Origin of the sequence: Streptomyces sp. NPDC029526 (assembly GCF_040637405.1) — a bacterium.
Lineage (GTDB): Bacteria > Actinomycetota > Actinomycetes > Streptomycetales > Streptomycetaceae > Streptomyces.
In genome coordinates this window covers 180244-197556 of sequence record NZ_JBEZWE010000005.1, presented here as the reverse complement: position 1 = coordinate 197556, position 17313 = coordinate 180244, and the positions used below count along the sequence as shown (strand labels likewise).

Genomic DNA, 17313 nt, shown 5'->3' with positions numbered 1-17313 from the left:
CGGCGGCAGAGCGACGCCCCCGGCGGCGGACGCTGCCGGGGGCGGGTGCGGTGCGGGGTGGCGTGCCGTCAGGTGACGCGCAGCCGCCGCTGCCACAGGTGCTCGTAGTGCGGGAGGTGGTGCAGGTAGAACGGGCCGAGCACCGGATGGCGCGGGACGTCCAGCGCCGGGCGGCTGGTGACGGCGGGACTGATCGTGCCGCTGGCGCTCGCGTCGCGGTGCCAGCGGGCGGTCTTGCGCCAGCTGGGCAGACCGCCCGGGCGCCACGCCAGGGCGTGCTCCAGGAACGGGACACCGATCGCCGCGCAGTACGCCCGCAGCGTGTCCGCCGGCGCGGCGACCAGGTCCGCCGCGTCGACGACGGCCGGCTCGGTGCCCGTCACCGCGACGACCCGGTCGTGGATCTCGCGGAGCCACGCGAAGCCGATCTCGTCCCGTCCGAGCCCGGGGTTGAGCCCGTAGTGGGAGGCGATCGCCTCCCGGGGGTCGCGCACGATGAAGGTGTGCCGCGCCTCCGTCAGGAACCGGGTGTCCGCCAGCACGCCCGGGAAGCGGAAGTCGGTGGTGTCCTTGACGAACACCCGGCGCTCCCGGCCCAGCGCGAGCAGCCGCGCGATCACCTCCGCCTCCGTCCGGCACACCACGCCCTCGATCTCCTCCCGGCCGAAGTCCGCCAGGTGCGAGAACGGCTCGTGCAGGACGAGGAAGTCACCGCGCTCGGCGATGCTGCGCGAGAACACGGTGGACCGGCAGCGCGGCGCGCTCCACAGGACGACCAGCCGGCCGTCGCCGTCGCGGCCGTTCACCGGCCCGCCCCCCGCAGCAGCTCGTGCACGGCGGACACGATCCGCGTCCGGTGCTCGGTGAGGAAGAAGTGACCGCCGGAGAGCACCTCCAGCGCGAACGGGCCCGACGTCTCACGTCCCCACCGCGCCATCAGCTCCGGCGGCACCTCCGGGTCCCGGTCTCCGCACCAGGCCGACACCGGGCAGGTCAGCGGGGGCGGCGAACCGATCTCCGGCTCGTACCGGTAGTTCTCGATGAGGTGGAAGTCCGCGCGGATCATCGGCAGCAGCACGTCCAGGAGTTCGTCGTGGCACAGCACTTCCTCCGGCGCCGCCCCGTAGTCCCGCAGCATGTCCACGAACCGCTCGCGCGGCAGGTCGCTCACCCGCGACGGCGGACGCACCACGGTCGGGCACGGCCTCCCGGACACGAACAGGTGCTGCACGGGATGCCCGCGGCGCTCCAGCCGCCGCGCCGTCTCGAAGGCCAGCACGGCACCCATGCTGTGGCCGAACAGGGCGGCCGGCACGGGCGAGCGGGCGATGGCCGCCGCCGCCAGGTCGGCGGCCACGGCCATGCTCGGCACCGGCTTCTCGGCCATCAGGGTCCCCCGGCCCGGCAGTTGCACGGGCACCAGTTCCACGTCGGACCGGAACTCCTCGGCCCAGGCGTGGTAGTACGCGGCGGAGCCCCCTGCGAACGGGAAGCAGTACAGCGCCACCCGGGGCGGGGCACCGGCCGCCCGGTGCCTGCGCTCCAGCCAGCTCGCGGACGTGGGGGACGGGACCGTGACGCTCATGCGATCGCCCCCGCCGCGGCGCGGGAGCGTGCCGGAGCCGTCCGGGCGCGGGGCGTCAGCCGTACCGGCAGGTGCTTGAAGCCGGCCACGAAGTTCGACGCCAGGTGCACCGGCTCGCCGGCCGTCTCGACCGATTCGACCCGCTCGGCCAGCTCGTCGAGGAACACCCGCAGGGCGAGGCGGGCGAGGCCGGAACCGATGCAGTAGTGCGGCCCGACCCCGAACGCGATGTGCCGGTTGGGCCGGCGGGCGATGTCGAAGGTGAACGGGTCCTTGAAGACACGCTCGTCACGGTTGGCCGAGCCCAGCCAGACGCTGACCGGGTCGCCCGCCCGGATCGTCCGCCCGCCCAGTTCCACGTCGGCCGTGGCGTACCGCATGAAGTGGCTGGCGGGCGAGGACCAGCGCAGCAGCTCCTCCAGGGCGGTGCCGCGCAGCTGCGGGTTCTGCTGCAGCGCCCGGAACTGCTCCGGGTGCTGGGCCATGGCCAGGGCGGTGGTGGAGACCACGTGGGGCGTGGTCACGTTGGCCCCGAGGAGCAGGCTGTAGCAGTTGAGCATGATCTGCCGCTCGGTCAGCGGCTCGCCCTCCAGGTTCATCCGCAGCAGGATGCCGATCAGGTCGTCGCCGGGGTCCGTGCGGTCCCGGCGGGCGATCTCGTCGCTGAAGAAGGAGAACAGCTCGTGGTGCGCCTGGCGCAGGGTGGGCTTGGGAGCCTTCTCCATGTAGTCGGGGTCGTCGTAGGCGATGGTCATCGTGGTCAGCCTCGACATGCGGTCCCAGGTCTCGCGGGGCAGGCCCATCATGGAACCGGTGAACGCCATGGGGAACATCAGCGCGGCCTGCGCCAGGTCGAACACCTCACCGTCCAGGGCGGGTTCGAGCATCTCGCGGACGATGCCGCGGATCGAGTCCTCCTGGGCGGCGACGGCACGGGGCGTCATCACACGGTTGAGCGGGTCGCGCAGCTGGCCGTGCCGGGGCGGGTCGGTGTCCGGCATCATCTGGTCGGAGGCGATGTCCGGCATGGACAGGTCGATGATGCAGAGCATGGTCCCGCGCCGGGAGGAGAAGACCGTGTGGTCCTTGAGCACCCGGCTGACGTCCGCGTGCCGGGTGACGACCCAGAAGGGCTCCCGGCCGTCGGAGGGCGTGAAGTGGTGGACCGGGTCGTGGGCCCGCAGGTGGGTCCACAGCGCGTGCGGGTCGCCCTCGGTGTAGTACGTCGAGGCGAGGAAGTCCACGTCCGTCACATCGGTGTCCGCCGGGGCGAACGGCGGTGTCGAAAGGCGCATTGCTTGTCTCCTCCGGGAAGGGCCGGGCGGCCGGGTCAGGCCGAGGTGTCGGACAGCTGATCGAGGGTGGCGGCGAGTTCGGCGACGGACGTGCCGCGGTAGAAGTCGCGGACGGGCAGCCGCACTCCGCGCTCCTGCTCGATCAGGGCGATCAGGTCCATCGCCGACAGCGAGGTCCCGCCGAGGACGAAGAAGTCGTCGTCGGGCCTGGGGGTGCCGACGCCGAGCAGCCGGGCGAACAGGGCGGCGACGTAGTCCTGCGACGCCGGGCCGGCGGACGTGGTCTGCGTGCTCATGAGGGCCTGCTTTCCGAGGGGGTTGCGGACGTGATCGGTGTGGCCGGACGGGTACGGTCCGGGGCTGCGGACGGCTGTGCGCGACGCCCGGGCGCCGGAGAACCCGGCGTCCCGCGGTAGGGCGTCCCGTACGGCTCACCGCACGGGTTCGGGCGGGGGTGCGGGCGGACCGGACGCGGGACCGGGTCCGCGTCGGAGGCCCGGCCGGCTGCCGGCTCCGGTCGCGGGGCCGGGGGAGGGCCGGGCCGGTGCGGTGCGGGCGCCCCGGGGGCCCCTCCGGCGGGCCGGGGCCGCACCGGACGGCCGGCGGGCCGGCGGCCGTCGGCGGGCGGGGCGAGGGCCAGCGCCCGCAGCGCGGCGTCGTGGACGGCCTGCGCGCTCACCCCGGTGCCGGCGAGCAGCCCCGCGTGGTCGTCGACGAGCCCGGGCAGCGGGCCCGTCACCGCGACCCGCAGGACGGGCCGGGGGGCGTGGGCGGCGACGACGTGCGTGACGGCGTCCCCGAGACCGCCCTGCGGCCGGTGCTCCTCCACCGTGACGAGCGCGGCGGTCCCGGCGGCCGCCGCCGCGACCGCCGCCTCGTCGAACGGGGCCAGGGTGTGGACCTGCAGCACCCGGGCCGTCACCCCGTCCCCGGCGAGCCGGTCGGCGGCGGTCAGCGCGAAGTGCACGGGGAGCGGGCCGCACGCCACCAGCGTGACGTCGTCACCGGCCCGCAGGGTCACGGCCTCGCCGATCCGGAACGGCGGGACCGGCCCGCCGTGGACGGCAGGGGTCGCCGACCGTCCCAGCCGGAGGTAGGAGGGCCCGTCCAGCTCGTGCAGTGCCGCCAGGGCGGGGCCGATCTCCCGGACGTCGGCGGGCACGACGACGGTCAGCCCGTGCAGCGCCCGGGTGACGGCGAGGTCCTCCAGGCAGTAGTGCGTGCTGCCGAAGTGCGCCGCGGACAGGCCGGCGTGGGTGGCCACCACGCGGACCGGCAGGCCGGTGCCGACGATGTCGAGCTTCAGCTGCTCGGCCGCCCGGGTCGCGGCGAACGTGGCCATGGTGTGGGCGTACGGGCGCAGTCCGCGGGCGGCGAGTCCCGCCGACACGGTGAACAGGTTCGCCTCGGCGATGCCGGTGCTGACGTAGCGCTCGGGGAACCGGCTGCCGAAGGAGGTGTCCAGGCCGCCCAGGTCGGAGTCGAGGCAGAGCACGCGCTCGTCGTGGGCGGCGAGGGCCGTCAGGGCCTCCCGGTACACCTCCCGGGGACCGGAGGGCGCCGGCCGCGGCCCGGCGGGCGTGGACGGGCCGGTGGCCGGGGCGGTCACCGGGCCACCTGCCCCGCTGCGCGCAGCGCGGCGAGCGCCCGCCGGTGCAGTGCCGGGCTCAGCGTCACGTAGTGACTCGCCACCCGGCGCTCCAGGAACGGGATGCCGCGTCCCTTGACGGTGCGGGCGACCACGGCGACCGGCCGTCCGCTCCCGGAGGGGGTGGCGAGTGCGGTGCGCAGTGCGGTGTGGTCGTGGCCGTCGGTCTCCCGGACCTCCCAGCCGAACGACCGCAGCCGGTCCCCGAGCGGCTCCAGGGACACCGACCCCTCCGTCGCCGCGGCCTGCTGCAGGCCGTTGCGGTCGACGATCGCGGTGAGGCGGGACAGCCGGCGGTGGCCGGCGAACATCAGGGACTCCCACACGGAGCCCTCCTGCAGCTCCCCGTCCCCCATCAGGACGAAGACCCGTTCCCCGGTGTCGCGCCGCAGCTGCCCGGCGAGCGCCAGACCGCAGCCGAGTGCCAGACCGTGTCCGAGCGAGCCGGTCGCGAACTCCACACCGGGCAGGCCGCGGGACGGGTGCCCGAACAGCCGGCTGCCGGGCGAGGCGTACCCGTCCAGTTCGGCCGCGTCGAGCAGTCCGCGGGCGGCGAGCGCCGCGTACAGGGCCGGTGCCGCGTGGCCCTTGCTCAGCACGAAGGAGTCCCCGGGCAGGTCGAGCACGTCGAAGTAGAGGACGGCCAGGATGTCCGCGCAGGACAGGCTGCCCCCGAGGTGGGCGCCCTGGCGGCCGGCGGCCATGCCGACGATGCCGCGGCGGATGCGCAGCGCGGCCTCCTCGGTGACCCGGCGCGCGGCCCTGTCCGGCGCTTCCGCGGGGGCCGGCGGGTGCCCGGTGGCGGTGGGGGAGGTCATGCGGTGCTCACCTCCCGCCTGCCGCGAGCGGCCGGGGAGGCGGAGCGCACCATCCGGCGGATCAGCCCCAGGTGCTGCCAGACCTTCTCGAAGCCGTCGGCGTACGCCGCGAGCACCGGGCCGGAGCCGGGGTCGAGGTGGCGCCGCTGCAGGCACAGCGAGTCCGTGAGCACGGCGCGGGCCACGGGGAACCGTGCGCCGGCCGGGACGTACGGGGCGAACGCGGGGTGCGCCGGCAGCGGCTCCTCCTGGTAGCGCGACACCGGTACGCCCTCGGCGCGCAGCGCCCGGTGCAGGGCGCGGCGCAGGTCCGCCGCGTCCCCGTCCGCCAGCCCCAGCACCCGCGGCTCCAGCCGGAACCGCAGAATGTGCCAGACGTGGACCGAGCCCTCGGGCACCGTCGGTACCCGCAGGCCGGGCAGCCGGGCGAGCCGGTCGAGGAAGGCCAGGATCCCGGGCGTCCGGAGGCGGCCGTACTCGTCGAGACGGGTGAGCTGACTGCGCGCGAACGCCGCCTCCACCGGCCCGATGCGGTGGTTCCATCCGGCGACGTGGGACACGTAGCTGCGGGTGCGCCCAGGACGCGGGTCCTCACCGAACTGCCGCAGCCGCAGGACGCGTTCGTGCAGCTCCGGGTCGTCGGTGGTGAGCAGGCCGCCCTCGCCGCAGGTGGGCAGGTTCTTGCTGGGGTGCAGACTGAAGCAGCCCACGGTGCCCAGCGAGCCGGTGCGCCGGCCCCGGTGGACGGCTCCGTGCGACTGGGCGGCGTCCTCCACGACCGCGGCGCCGAGTCCCGCGGCGACCGTCCGCAGGGCGTCCATGTCGGCGGGCAGCCCGTGCAGGTGGACCGGGAGCAGCGCCCGGGTGCGCGGACCCGCCACGGCGCGCACGGCGTCCGGGTCCATGGTGTACGTCCGCGGGTCGATGTCCGCGAAGACCGGCCGGGCTCCCTGCTGGACCACGGCCAGGGCGGTGGCGTTCATCGAGACGGCGGGCACCACCACCTCGTCGCCGGGGCCCACGCCGATCGCGGCGAGGGCCAGCTGGAGCGCCGCGGTGCCGGAGCCGACGGCCGCGCAGTGCGCGGTGCCGGTGTAGGCGGCCCACTCCCGTTCCAGGCCCGGCACCTCCTCCTCGCCCTCGGCCGTGGCGGTGAGCCGTCCGCCGCGCAGAACCCGGCCCACGGCCTCTTCGTCGTCCCGGGTGACCACCGGCCACCGGGGGGCCGCGGTCTCCGGCGGGACCGCGCGGGGTCCGCCGAGCATCGCGAGCTGGTGCGGTCGCTCCGTCATGCCTGTCGGTCCGCCTCTCTCGGTTCCCTCGGTCATGGGGGTGTGCGTCGGGCGTGCGGCGGTCACGGCCGGTCCAGCGCGGACTCGACCGCCTGCAGCGAGGCCTCGTAACCGCGCAGCAGGGCGTGGGCGTGTTCGGTGACCTGGCGGACCGCCTCGCGGGGGTTCTCCTCGCCGTGCGCCGCGCTGATCCGGACGCCGGTCCAGGCGTGGGAGACCAGATCGACGGCACGGCCCGCCTCGGCGAGGCGGAAGCGGCCCAGCCGCCGGGCGGTCGCGGCGAGGAACCGGGCGTGCAGCCCGGCCTCGGCCTGCGCGGGCCAGCCGACGCGGTAGGTCCGCAGCAACGGGCCCGCCCCCTCGGCGGCGACGGCGCCGGGCAGGGCGTCGAAGTAGGCGGCGAGGGCGGGCAGGCCGTCGCCCTCCGCGCCGCGCAGGGAACGGACGTTGGTCTCCAGCGCGCTCCGCACCCAGGACCAGGTCGGCTCCGGCTGCGGTCCTTCCGTGCGGACCTCTAGCCAGCGCCTGGCGGGCCCCGACCCGGCGAAGAAGGGGTCGCTGCCGTCGTCCGGGTTGGCGGACGAGCGGCTGCGTTCCAGGACCTCGCGGGGCAGCGGCCCGCGGTAGGCGGGCGGCATCGGGTCGAGCACCCGGTAGGTGCGGGTGTCCGCGTCGTAGCCGGTCACCATCAGGAGGTGTCCGGCGTGCACGTCGTGGTAGGCCGGGCGGAACGGCAGATGGTAGTTGTCGACCGAGACGATGGGGACGACGCCGTCGGCGAGCGCGGCGGCCACCTGGTCGTGGGCCTCGGCGTCGTCGGCGGGCCGGTGCCAGCGCAGGGTCAGCGGGTGGTAGAGGCCGAAGGAGGAGGCCAGGTCCTCTCCGGCGGGGTGGAAGAACTCGACGGGCTCGCACTCCTCGGGCACTTCCCGCAGCCGCCATCCGGTGCCCAGGGCCTGCAGCGGGTCCCAGCCGCCGAGCCGCAGCACGTGCATCAGGTCGACCTGGAGGCAGCTGCAGAGGTCGTCGTACCAGGCGGGGGAGGAGGTCACCGGCACCGCGCCCGTGTACGGCCCGGTGGGGGTGGTGCTGACGGGGCCCGGGGCGCCTCCCGCGACGGGGCCCGCACTCTCCAGGACGGTCATCGGACTCCCTCCACGGTCATGGCGAAGAGGTGCAGGGCGGCGTTGTCGGGCAGCCGCACGCTGCGCAGTGGTTCCCGGCGTACGGCCGGGACGCGCACCGACCAGACCTGACCTCCGAGGTCGGGCTGGATGTGGTGCGGGTAGTGCATGCCGGCCGAGCGGGCCGCGAGCACCTCGCCGAAGTGCCCGGTGGCCGGCCAGAAGTCCGACACCCGGATCCACTCGGGGTCCACGGCCCCGGAGGCGTAGTGCAGGTGGACGGTCTCCTCGCAGCGCCGCTCGGAGGTGATCAGCAGGTGCAGCCAGTCGGCGGCGGTGCCGTCCGGAAGGTGGACGAGCTGGCCGGTGCAGCGCACGTTGTCGGGCGCGACGCCGTCGGGCGCGCAGACGTCGAACTCGACACCGGAGACCCGGATCCGGCCGGTCGGCAGGGTGCCGATGGGCAGGCTGTTGCCCCACACGTTGAGCCGGCCGTTGCCCAGGGTGTCGGGACCGGTGAAGGCGACGTTGTTGAACAGGTCGGTGAGCCGCAGCGGCAGTTGTATGTGCTCCTTCGCCTCCCTGCTTCTCGCGTCGGCCGGTTCGATGACTTGAAGCGTCACTTCGGTCCCCCTCCACGCACAGAGTGATACTGACCCCTGAACTCTACATAGAGTCTCGCTTGACTTTGAAGAGTCTGTAGCTTTTAGATGGAGTCAATCGCCCGGATCGGGCAAGATGCTTCATGAATCGATGTGGAGTGAGTGATGACTCTGGACACCATGACCGAACGAGCCGCCTGCCCGGACTGCGGCGCGGAGGTCGGCCTGGCCGCGGACACCGAGGTCACCGAGATCGTCGTGTGCACCGGCTGCGCCGCGGAGCTGGAGGTCGTCGCGGTGGGGCCGGTCACCCTCGCGCTGGCCCCCGAGATCGAAGAGGACTGGGGTGAGTGACCCGACCCGGACCGGGGCGGAGCCCGGTACCGGCGACGGCGGGCCCGTCGCGCTGATCGCCTCCCGGGTGCGTTTCGAGGAGAAGCTCCTGCTCGAAGCGTTCCGCAGGCGCGGCGCGGCGGTCGTCGTGATCGACGACCGGACGCTCTGCCACCGGATCGGCGACCCGGCGCCCGCCTGGCGGGCGGTGTGCAACCGCTCCCTCGCCGGCACCCGGCGCCTCGAAGTGAGCCGTCTGTACGAGGCCCTGGGCATTCCGGTGACCAACTCGGCGTCCACCGTGGCCGTCTGCGACAACAAGATCCACAGCACCCTGGTCCTGCACCGCGCGGGACTGCCCGTCCCCGACACGGCCGTGGCCCTCACCCCGGCCGCCGGCGGGGAGGCGCTGCGCCGGGTCGGACTGCCCGCGGTGGTCAAGCCCGTCAACGGCTCCTGGGGCCGGGGACTGTGCAAGATCAACGACATCGACGCCGCCGAGGCCGTGCTCGCCCTCAAGGAGACACTGCCCTCGCCGCAGCAACAGCTCGTCTACGCCCAGGAGTTCGTCCGCACCCCGCAACGGGACATCCGGGTCGTCGTCGCCGGCGACCGCGCCGTGGCGGCCGTCCACCGGACGGGGGAGCACTGGATCGGCAACGTCTCACGGGGCGCCCGCACCAGCCGTTGCCCGCTCACCCCCGAGATCGAGGATCTCGCGCTGCGGGCCGCCAAGGCCGTCGGCGGCGGTCTGCTCGGGGTCGACCTGCTGGAGAGCGACGACGGGCGGCTGCTCGTCAACGAGGTCAACAGCGGCGTCGAGTTCCGGGGCGCGGCGGTCGGCGACGAGTCCACCGCCCGTGCCATCGCCGGGGCCTTCGCCGACCACGTGCTGAGCGGGGCACTGCCGGCCGGGGGCCCTCCCGGCGAGCAGGCGCACAGCGCCGCCCCCGCGACCGGACCCGCACCGCGTCAGGAGGGCGACCAGCCATGAGAGCCAGCATCCTGGGAGGCGCCGGCTACGTCGGAGGCGAACTGGCCCGGCTCCTGCTCGGCCACCCCGTCTTCGACCTGGTGCAGGCGACGTCCCGGAGCCACACCGGCCGGCCCCTGCACACCGCCCACCCCAACCTCCGCGGCGCGCACGGGCCGTCCTTCACCGATCCGGCCCGCCTGGAGCGCGTGGACGTCCTGTTCAGCGCCCTGCCGCGCGGGGAGTTCACCGCCCGGCTCGACGAACTGCGCGGCACGGCCGGACTCCTGGTCGACCTCAGCCCCGACTTCCGGCTCCACGACCCCGAGGCCGCCGAGCGGCACTACGGCGCGGGCTCCGCCGCCCGGGCCGCGGACGCCACCGCCTTCGTCCCCGGCCTGCCCGAGGTCTACCGGGACCGGCTGCGCACCGCGGACCGGATCGCGGTGCCCGGCTGCATGGCGACGGCGGCCGTCCTCGCCCTGCGCCCCCTCGCGGACGCCGCACTCGTGGACGGGGACGTCCTGGTCGACGCCCGTACCGGCTCCAGCGGCTCCGGGCACACCCCCGGCGCCGCCGGACACCACCCCGAACGGGCCTCCGCCCTGCGGGTGTACGGGCCGGTCGGCCACCGGCACGAACCGGAGATCACCCAGCACACCGGCGTACGGGCCCGGATGACCGTCACGGCCGTACCCGCCGTGCGCGGCGTCCAGGTCGTCGCCCAGGTCCGTCCCGGCCGCACCGTCACCCGGGCCGAGGTCTGGTCCGCCTACCGCAAGGCGTACGCCGGCGAGCCGTTCGTGCGGCTCGTCGCACAGCGCCAGGGACTGCACCGGCTGCCGGAACCACGGGTGCTGCTCGGCTCCAACCACTGCGACATCGGCTTCGACCTCGACGACGACCGGATCGTCGCGGTCGCGGCACTCGACAACCTCGTCAAGGGCGCGGCGGGCGGAGCCGTGCAGAGCGCGAACATCGCCACCGGCCTGCCGGAGCGGTCGGGGCTGGACTTCCCCGGCCTGCACCCGCTGTGAACCGGCCCGGGGGCCGGCCACCCGGGACGGCCCGCCCGACGTGAAGGGAGGACAGGATGACACTCGTCGTGAAACTGGGCAGCGGCACCGACCGGGACGCCGTCCTCGACGACATCGCCGCACTCACCGCGCAGGGCACCCGGGTCGTGCTCGTCCACGGCGGCGGAGCGGAGGCCGACCGGCTGAGCGGCCAGCTGGGCCGCACCGTGGAACACCTGCGGTCGGCCGACGGCACCAGCGCCCGGCGCACCGACCCGGCGGCGCTCGACACGCTGACCATGGCCCTGCTCGGACGGGTCAAGCCCGCCCTGCTGAGCGGGCTGCGCCGGCGCGGCATCGCCGCCACCGGGCTGTCCGGCGCGGACGGCGGCACGCTGACCGCGGTCCGCAAGACGGCGCTGCGCGTGGACGACGGCGGCGGCCGGGTACGGATCGTCCGCGACGACCTCAGCGGCCGGGTCGACCGCGTGGACCCGGCCCTGCTGCGCGCCCTGCTCGCCGCGGGGCACCTGCCCGTGCTGTCGCCGCCCGCCGCGGCCGAGGACGGCATGCTGCTCAACGTCGACGCCGACCGCGCCGCGGCCGCCGTCGCCCGCGCGCTGGAGGCCACCGCCCTCGTGCTGCTCACCCGCGCCCCGGGAGTCCTCGGCGACCCCGGCCGCCCCGACACCCTGCTCCCCGACCTGGACGTGGGCCCGGCCGCACCGCTTCCGCCGTCCGTACGCGGCCGGATGCGTCACAAACTGCGCTCCGCGGCGGACGCGCTGGCCGGCGGGGTGGAGCTGGTGGCCATCGCCCCCGGTCACGGCCCCGCCCCCGTCCGCGCGGCGCTGCAGGCCCGCTCGGGCACCCGACTGCACCTGACCGCCACGACGCACCGGAGACCCGCGTGAACACCCGCGAGCGTCCAGGCCGCGTCGTCCGCGGCGCGGACCGCACCGTCCCGCACGCCGTCCGCGTGGGACGCACCCGCCCCGGCCCGGCCCCGGCCGCCGGACCGGCGTCCGGCACCCGCGTACCGGGCCGCGTGCCGCCGCGCGGGCCCCTCCCGCCGGCCGGCCCCGGGGCCACGGGCCGGAGCCCGGCAGCGCGTGCGGGGAGGGGGACCGGGTGAGCGGCGGCGACATCTGTCCGACGCGGCTCCTGCGCGGACTCGTGGGGATCCCCTCCGTCTCCGGACGGGAGGAACGGGCCTCCGCGTACCTCGCCGGACAGATGGAACGGTTCGGCATGCGCGCCGGGGTGGACGCCGTGGGCAACGCCGTCGGGGAGATCGGCCCGCCCGACGGGCCCACCGTGCTGCTCCTGGGCCACATCGACACCGTCCCCGGCGACATCGCGGTCTGCCAGGTCGGCGATCTGCTCTACGGCCGCGGCACCGTCGACGCCAAGGGCCCGCTCGCCGCCATGACCTGCGCCGCCGTCCGCGCCGCGGCCGCCCGGCCGGGGCTGCGGATCGTCGTGGCGGGCGCTGTCGGTGAGGAGGTGCCCGGCTCACGGGGCGCCCGGCACCTGCTGCGCACCCTGCCCGCGCCGGACGCCGTCGTCATCGGCGAGCCCAGCGGCTGGGACGGGGTCTGCCTCGGCTACAAGGGCCGGGTCGGCGTCGAGTACGAGGTCAGCCGCCCGCCCATGCACACCTCCAGCCCCGAGGAGACCGCCGTCGAGGCGGCCGCCGCGTTCTGGCGCGGAGTCGACGCCTACATGCGGCGGGTCTCCGGCACGCACGAGGGCGTGTCCTTCGGCGCGGCCGCCGCCACCCTGGTGCGGCTCGACGGCGACATCCGGGACGCCACCGCGTCCATCACCTGCCGGGTCCCGGCCGGATTCGACTTCGACGACTTCCAGCGGTTCGTCCACGACACGGCCGTGCACGCCGCGGCACGCCTGGACGAACGCGTGCCCGCCGTGCGCCGCGACGTCTCCGACCCGGTGGCCCGCGCCCTGCGCAAGGCCATCAGGCAGCACGGCGGACACCCGGTCCTGCGCCTGAAGGCCGGCACCTCGGACATGAACGTCGTCGACCACCGGTGGCCCGTCCCGATGGTCGCCTACGGCCCCGGCGACGCCCACCTCGACCACACCGACGACGAACACATCGACCTCGGGGACCTCCACCGGTCCGTCGACGTCCTGACCCGGGCACTGACCGACCTGGCCGGCGTGCTGCGCCGCGCACCGGCCGCCACCCTCACGCACGTCTAGCCGACACCCAGGCCTCGCGGGCACCCGCGCGGGCGGATCACATGCGAAGGAGCGCGTCACCATGGGGCGAGCCGACAACAAGACCGTCATGATCACCGGTGCGGCCCGTGCCCTGGGCCGCTCGCACGCCCTGCTGTTCGCCGAGGAGGGCGCGGACCTGGTGCTCGTCGACCTCGGCCGGGAGGACGGCGGGCCGTACGCGATGCCGGGCCGCAAGCTCCTGGAGGAGACCGCACGGGACTGCCGCCGTCTCGGCAGCCGCGTGGTCACCGCGGTCGCCGACGTCCGGGACCAGGCCCAGGTCGACGCGGCGGCGGCCGCCGGGATCGAGGAGTTCGGCGCCGTCGACGTCCTCGTCAACAACGCCGGACTGCTCGCCCCCGGCGGCGTCATGTCGCACGAACTGTCCGAGGAGGACTGGCAGCTCGTCATCGACGTCAACCTCAACGGCACCTGGCGCTGCGCCCGCGCGGTGCTCCCGCACATGGCGGCGCGGCGCAGCGGCGTCATCGTCAACACCGCCTCCACCGGAGGGCTCGTCGGCTTCGAGATGTTCTCCAGCTACGTCGCCTCCAAGCACGCCGTCGTCGGCCTGACGAAGGCCCTCGCCCTGGAGTACGGCCGGCTCGGCATCCGCGTCAACGCCGTCTGCCCGACCACCGTCGAGGCCGATCCGGCGCTGCGCACGGAGAGCACCACGGCCGTCGCGGCCTCCATCGGCAGCTCCCTGGAGGACTACGAACGCAGTTCCGCCTCCTACCACGCACTGCGCCGGCTGGTCACCGCTCGCGAGGTCTCCGAAGCCGTCCTCTGGCTCGCCGCCGACAGCGCCGGCGGCGTCACCGGCACCTGCCTCGTCGTCGACGGCGGCTTCACCGCCCGCTGACCGCCGGGACGCGCCCCGCCCGCCGTCCCGCCCCACCTCGAAGACCGGTTCACCCGATGGAGCCCGCCATGACCGACCTGGCCCTGCCCCTGGACGACGACGTCGCGCGACGCCTCGCCGCCCTCGATCCGCAACGACGCGACCTCGCCCTGCGGATGCTCGCCGAGACCGCCGCGGGACGCCCGGAGCGGGGGATCGGACGGCGGCCCGGCGACGTCACCGAGCCGCCCCTGTCCTACGAGCAGGAACGCCTGTGGTTCATGGACCGGCTGGTGCCCTTCCGCGAGGTTTTCCACGTGCCGACCGCCCTGCGGCTGCACGGGCCGCTCGACCCGGACGCCCTGCGGCGCGCCCTGCGGCGCACCGTGCAGCGGCACGAGTCGCTGCGGACCGTGTTCACCGAGACCGCGCGGGGCCCCGTGCAGACCGTGCTCGACCGGGTCGACGTCCCGATGACCGTCGACGACCTGACCGGCCGCCCCGACGCCCGCCGGCTGGCGGAGCAGCGCGCCGCCGACGCCGTCCTGGAACCCTTCGACCTGGAACGCGGCCCGCTCCTGCGCGTCCGTCTCCACCGCACCGCCGCCCAGGAGTGGCTGCTGCTGATCGTGCAGCACCACATCGTCTCCGACTACTGGTCCCTCGGCATCCTGCTCGACGAGATCGGGGCCCTGTACGCCGCGGAGCGCGACGGCACCCCCGCCCCCGCCGCACCGCCGCTCCACTACCCCGACTTCGCGCACTGGCAGCGGCAGACCCTCACCGGCGAGAACCTGCGGCGCGAACTGGACTTCTGGCGGGACACCCTGGCCGACGCCCCCGAACTCCTCGAACTGCCCGTCGACCGCCCCCGCACCGCGGAGCGCCGCACCCGGGGCCGCTTCCACCCCGTGCGCTTCGCCCCCGCCCTGACCCGCTCCGTGCGCGACCTCGCCGCCGCCGAGGGCGCCACCCTCCACCAGGCCTTCCTCACCGCCTACTTCGCGGCCCTGTCCCGGCACGTGCGCCAGGACGACATCGTGGTCGGCGTCCCCGTCGCCGGACGCAGCCGCCCCGAAGTGCAGTCGATGATCGGCTACTTCCTCAACTGGCTGCCCATCCGCGTCCGGTTCGGCGACCGGCCCTCGTTCCGCGAACTGCTGCACCGGGTCACCCGGGCGTCGAACGAGGCCTTCGCCCACCAGGACCTGCCGTTCGAGATGCTGGTGCAGGCCCTCGGAACCCGCCGCGCCCCCGGCACCACGCCCGTCTTCCAGACCTCCTTCAGCCTGCGCGACGCCCCTCCCGCACCGCCGGCGTTCCCCGGCACCACCGTCGAGTACGCCGACCTCGGCGGCGGCGCGACGCACTACGACATGATGGCCGAGCTGTGGGCCGAGGGCGGCACCGTCACCGGCTACCTCCCCTACAACGACGAACTGTTCGACGACAGCACCATCGGATCGTTCTTCGACCGCATGCACCGCCTGCTCGAGGACGCCGTCCGGCGCCCCGACACCCCCGTCGCCGACCTCGACCTCCTCGGCGTCCGGGAACGCGCCCGGCTCCTCGCCCCACCCGCGGCCCCGCCGTCCGGCGCCGGCACCACCCTCCACGACCGGTTCACCGCCACCGCGGCCCGCTGCGCCGACCGCACCGCCGTCACCTTCGAGGACGAACACCTCACCTACGCGGACCTGGACCGCCGCTCCAACCGCTTCGCCCACGCGCTGCGCGCCCTCGGCGCCGGCCCCGGCCGCAACGTCGGCGTCCACCTCGACCGGTGCGCCGACCTGCCGGCCGCCCTCCTCGGCGTGCTCAAGACCGGCGCCGCCTACGTCCCCGTCGACGCCGACAACCCGCCCGAGCGGACTGCCGCCCAGTTCGCCGACGCGCACTGCGCGGCCGTCGTCACCACCTCCGACCTGGCCGCCCGGTACCCGGACTCCACCCCGCCCGCCCTGCTGCTCGACGACGACGGCGACCCCCTCGCCGGCTTCCCCGACACCCCCGTGGCCGTCCGCGCGACGGACCCGGGCGCACCGGCGTACATCATCTACACCTCCGGCTCCACCGGCGTGCCCAAGGGAGTCGTCGTCAGCCACGCCAACGCGCTGCGCCTGTTCACCGCGGCCGAGGAACACTTCGACGTCGGCCCCGACGACGTCTGGACGATGTTCCACTCCCACGCGTTCGACTTCTCGGTGTGGGAACTGTGGGGCGCCCTCCTGCACGGCGGCCGTCTCGTCGTCGTGCCCCACTGGGTGACCCGCGCCGCCGACGAGTTCGCCGCACTCGTCGCCGCCGAAGGCGTCACCGTCCTCAACCAGACACCCTCCTCCTTCTCCCAGTTCAGCCGGATGGTCCTGGAACGCAGGCCGGAACTCTCCCTGCGGTACGTGGTGTTCGGCGGCGAGGCCCTCGACCCGACCGCCCTCGCCGACTGGTTCGCCGCGTACGGCGACAGCGCGCCGTCGCTCGTCAACATGTACGGCATCACGGAGACCACCGTCCACGTCACCCACCGGCGCGTCACGGCGGCCGACGCGGCCGGGACCGACTCGGTCATCGGCGACCCCCTGCGCGACCTCGCCCTGTACGTCCTCGACGACGACCTGAACCCCGTCCCGCCCGGCGTCCCGGGGGAGATCTTCGTCGGCGGAGCGGGCGTCGCCGTCGGTTACCTCGGCCGGCCCGGCCTCACCGCCGACCGGATGCTCCCCGACCCCTTCGGCACCGAACCCGGCGCCCGGATGTACCGCAGCGGCGACCTCGCCCGGCGCACGCCCGGCGGTGACCTGTGCTACCTGGGACGCGCCGACGGCCAGGTCAAGATCCGCGGCCACCGGATCGAGCTGGGCGAGATCCGCTCGGCCCTGCTGGCGCTCCCCGGCATCGTCGACGCGGTGGTCGTCACCCGGGCCGACACCACCGGCGGCCGGCGGCTGATCGCCTACGTCGTCCCGTCCGACGGCAGCGAGGTCAACGGCCGCGAGCTGCGCCGGGCCCTCGGCCGCGGACTGCCCGAGTGGATGATCCCCACCGTCTACGAGCCCCTGGACGCCATCCCCCTCACCCGCAACGGCAAGGTCGACCGGCGGGCCCTGCCCGCGCCCGGAGCCGGCCCCGACGCGGCGGCCCGGGCCCACGTGCCGCCGCAGACCGACACCGAGAAGGCACTCGCCGCCATCTGGCAGGAGCTCCTCGGCGTCCCCCGGGTGGGCCTGGACGACGACTTCTTCCAGATCGGCGGCCACTCCCTGATGGTCGTCCAGCTGGTCTCCCGCATCCGCGAACGGCTCGGCCGCGAAGTGCCGATCGCCGGGATGTTCCAGCACCCCGGCCTGCGAGAGATGGCCACCGAGATCGACGCGGGCGCGGGCTCCCACGACGCGGGCGCCGCCATGGAAGCGGACCGCGAGACCGCCCTCGCCGGGATGAGCGAAGCCGAGATCGACGCCATGCTCGCCGCCCTCGACGACGCCTGAGCCCCCGCCCCGCCGCGGACCACGGACGACCGACCCCAGACCGAGGAG

16 protein-coding genes are annotated in these 17313 nt (G+C 75.0%); 7 read left to right on the top strand and 9 right to left on the bottom strand.

Annotated elements, in window-relative coordinates; translation table 11 throughout:
• Nucleotides 1-68: 68 nt before the first annotated feature.
• The 9 genes from AB0F01_RS15495 to AB0F01_RS15455 all read right to left on the bottom strand — a co-directional run bounded on the left by AB0F01_RS15495 (nt 69) and on the right by AB0F01_RS15455 (nt 8385).
• Complete coding sequence (locus tag AB0F01_RS15495) at nt 69-806, bottom strand: sulfotransferase family protein (protein ID WP_362094868.1); 738 nt, start codon at nt 804-806, stop codon at nt 69-71.
• Entirely contained in the window at nt 803-1585 is a 783-nt protein-coding gene (locus AB0F01_RS15490; RefSeq protein WP_362094865.1) for an alpha/beta fold hydrolase, read from the bottom strand. Before AB0F01_RS15490 ends, AB0F01_RS15495 begins: the two co-directional genes overlap by 4 nt.
• A complete protein-coding gene (locus tag AB0F01_RS15485) occupies nt 1582-2880 on the bottom strand; it encodes a cytochrome P450 (RefSeq protein WP_362094862.1) in 1299 nt (432 codons plus the stop codon). The genes AB0F01_RS15490 and AB0F01_RS15485 overlap by 4 nt, the downstream gene beginning before the upstream one ends.
• Nucleotides 2881-2915: 35 nt before the next feature.
• Complete coding sequence (locus AB0F01_RS15480) at nt 2916-3176, bottom strand: acyl carrier protein (protein ID WP_362094859.1); 261 nt, start codon at nt 3174-3176, stop codon at nt 2916-2918.
• Entirely contained in the window at nt 3173-4489 is a 1317-nt protein-coding gene (locus AB0F01_RS15475) for a transketolase C-terminal domain-containing protein (RefSeq protein WP_362094856.1), read from the bottom strand. The genes AB0F01_RS15480 and AB0F01_RS15475 overlap by 4 nt, the downstream gene beginning before the upstream one ends.
• Nucleotides 4486-5346, bottom strand: a complete 861-nt coding sequence (locus AB0F01_RS15470; protein ID WP_362094853.1) for a transketolase — start codon at nt 5344-5346, stop codon at nt 4486-4488. Before AB0F01_RS15470 ends, AB0F01_RS15475 begins: the two co-directional genes overlap by 4 nt.
• Nucleotides 5343-6638, bottom strand: a complete 1296-nt coding sequence (locus AB0F01_RS15465; protein WP_362094850.1) for a DegT/DnrJ/EryC1/StrS family aminotransferase — start codon at nt 6636-6638, stop codon at nt 5343-5345. Before AB0F01_RS15465 ends, AB0F01_RS15470 begins: the two co-directional genes overlap by 4 nt.
• 62 nt (nt 6639-6700) lie before the next feature.
• The gene (locus AB0F01_RS15460; protein WP_362094847.1) at nt 6701-7783 is read right to left on the bottom strand and encodes a BtrH N-terminal domain-containing protein; all 1083 of its coding nucleotides are present in this window, start codon (nt 7781-7783) and stop codon (nt 6701-6703) included.
• On the bottom strand, nt 7780-8385 hold the full coding sequence (locus AB0F01_RS15455) for a hypothetical protein (protein ID WP_362094844.1): 606 nt from the start codon (nt 8383-8385) through the stop codon (nt 7780-7782). The genes AB0F01_RS15460 and AB0F01_RS15455 overlap by 4 nt, the downstream gene beginning before the upstream one ends.
• Nucleotides 8386-8544: 159 nt before the next feature.
• Between AB0F01_RS15455 and lysW the strand changes: the two genes are divergently transcribed.
• The 7 genes from lysW to AB0F01_RS15420 all read left to right on the top strand — a co-directional run bounded on the left by lysW (nt 8545) and on the right by AB0F01_RS15420 (nt 17265).
• Nucleotides 8545-8718 (top strand): lysine biosynthesis protein LysW, encoded by a 174-nt coding sequence (gene lysW, locus AB0F01_RS15450; RefSeq protein WP_362094842.1) that lies wholly within the window; start codon nt 8545-8547, stop codon nt 8716-8718.
• Entirely contained in the window at nt 8711-9691 is a 981-nt protein-coding gene (locus AB0F01_RS15445; protein ID WP_362094840.1) for a RimK family alpha-L-glutamate ligase, read from the top strand. Before lysW ends, AB0F01_RS15445 begins: the two co-directional genes overlap by 8 nt.
• The gene (gene argC, locus AB0F01_RS15440; protein ID WP_362094837.1) at nt 9688-10707 is read left to right on the top strand and encodes an N-acetyl-gamma-glutamyl-phosphate reductase; all 1020 of its coding nucleotides are present in this window, start codon (nt 9688-9690) and stop codon (nt 10705-10707) included. The genes AB0F01_RS15445 and argC overlap by 4 nt, the downstream gene beginning before the upstream one ends.
• 56 nt (nt 10708-10763) lie before the next feature.
• Entirely contained in the window at nt 10764-11600 is an 837-nt protein-coding gene (gene argB, locus AB0F01_RS15435) for an acetylglutamate kinase (RefSeq protein ID WP_362094834.1), read from the top strand.
• A gap of 217 nt (nt 11601-11817) precedes the next feature.
• Complete coding sequence (locus AB0F01_RS15430) at nt 11818-12912, top strand: [LysW]-lysine hydrolase (RefSeq protein ID WP_362094831.1); 1095 nt, start codon at nt 11818-11820, stop codon at nt 12910-12912.
• Nucleotides 12913-12973: 61 nt separating this feature from the next.
• Nucleotides 12974-13798 carry an SDR family oxidoreductase gene (locus AB0F01_RS15425; RefSeq protein ID WP_362094828.1) on the top strand — a complete coding sequence of 275 codons (825 nt, stop codon included), beginning with the start codon at nt 12974-12976 and terminating at the stop codon, nt 13796-13798.
• 68 nt (nt 13799-13866) lie between these two features.
• Complete coding sequence (locus AB0F01_RS15420; RefSeq protein ID WP_362094826.1) at nt 13867-17265, top strand: amino acid adenylation domain-containing protein; 3399 nt, start codon at nt 13867-13869, stop codon at nt 17263-17265.
• Nucleotides 17266-17313 lie beyond the last annotated feature (48 nt).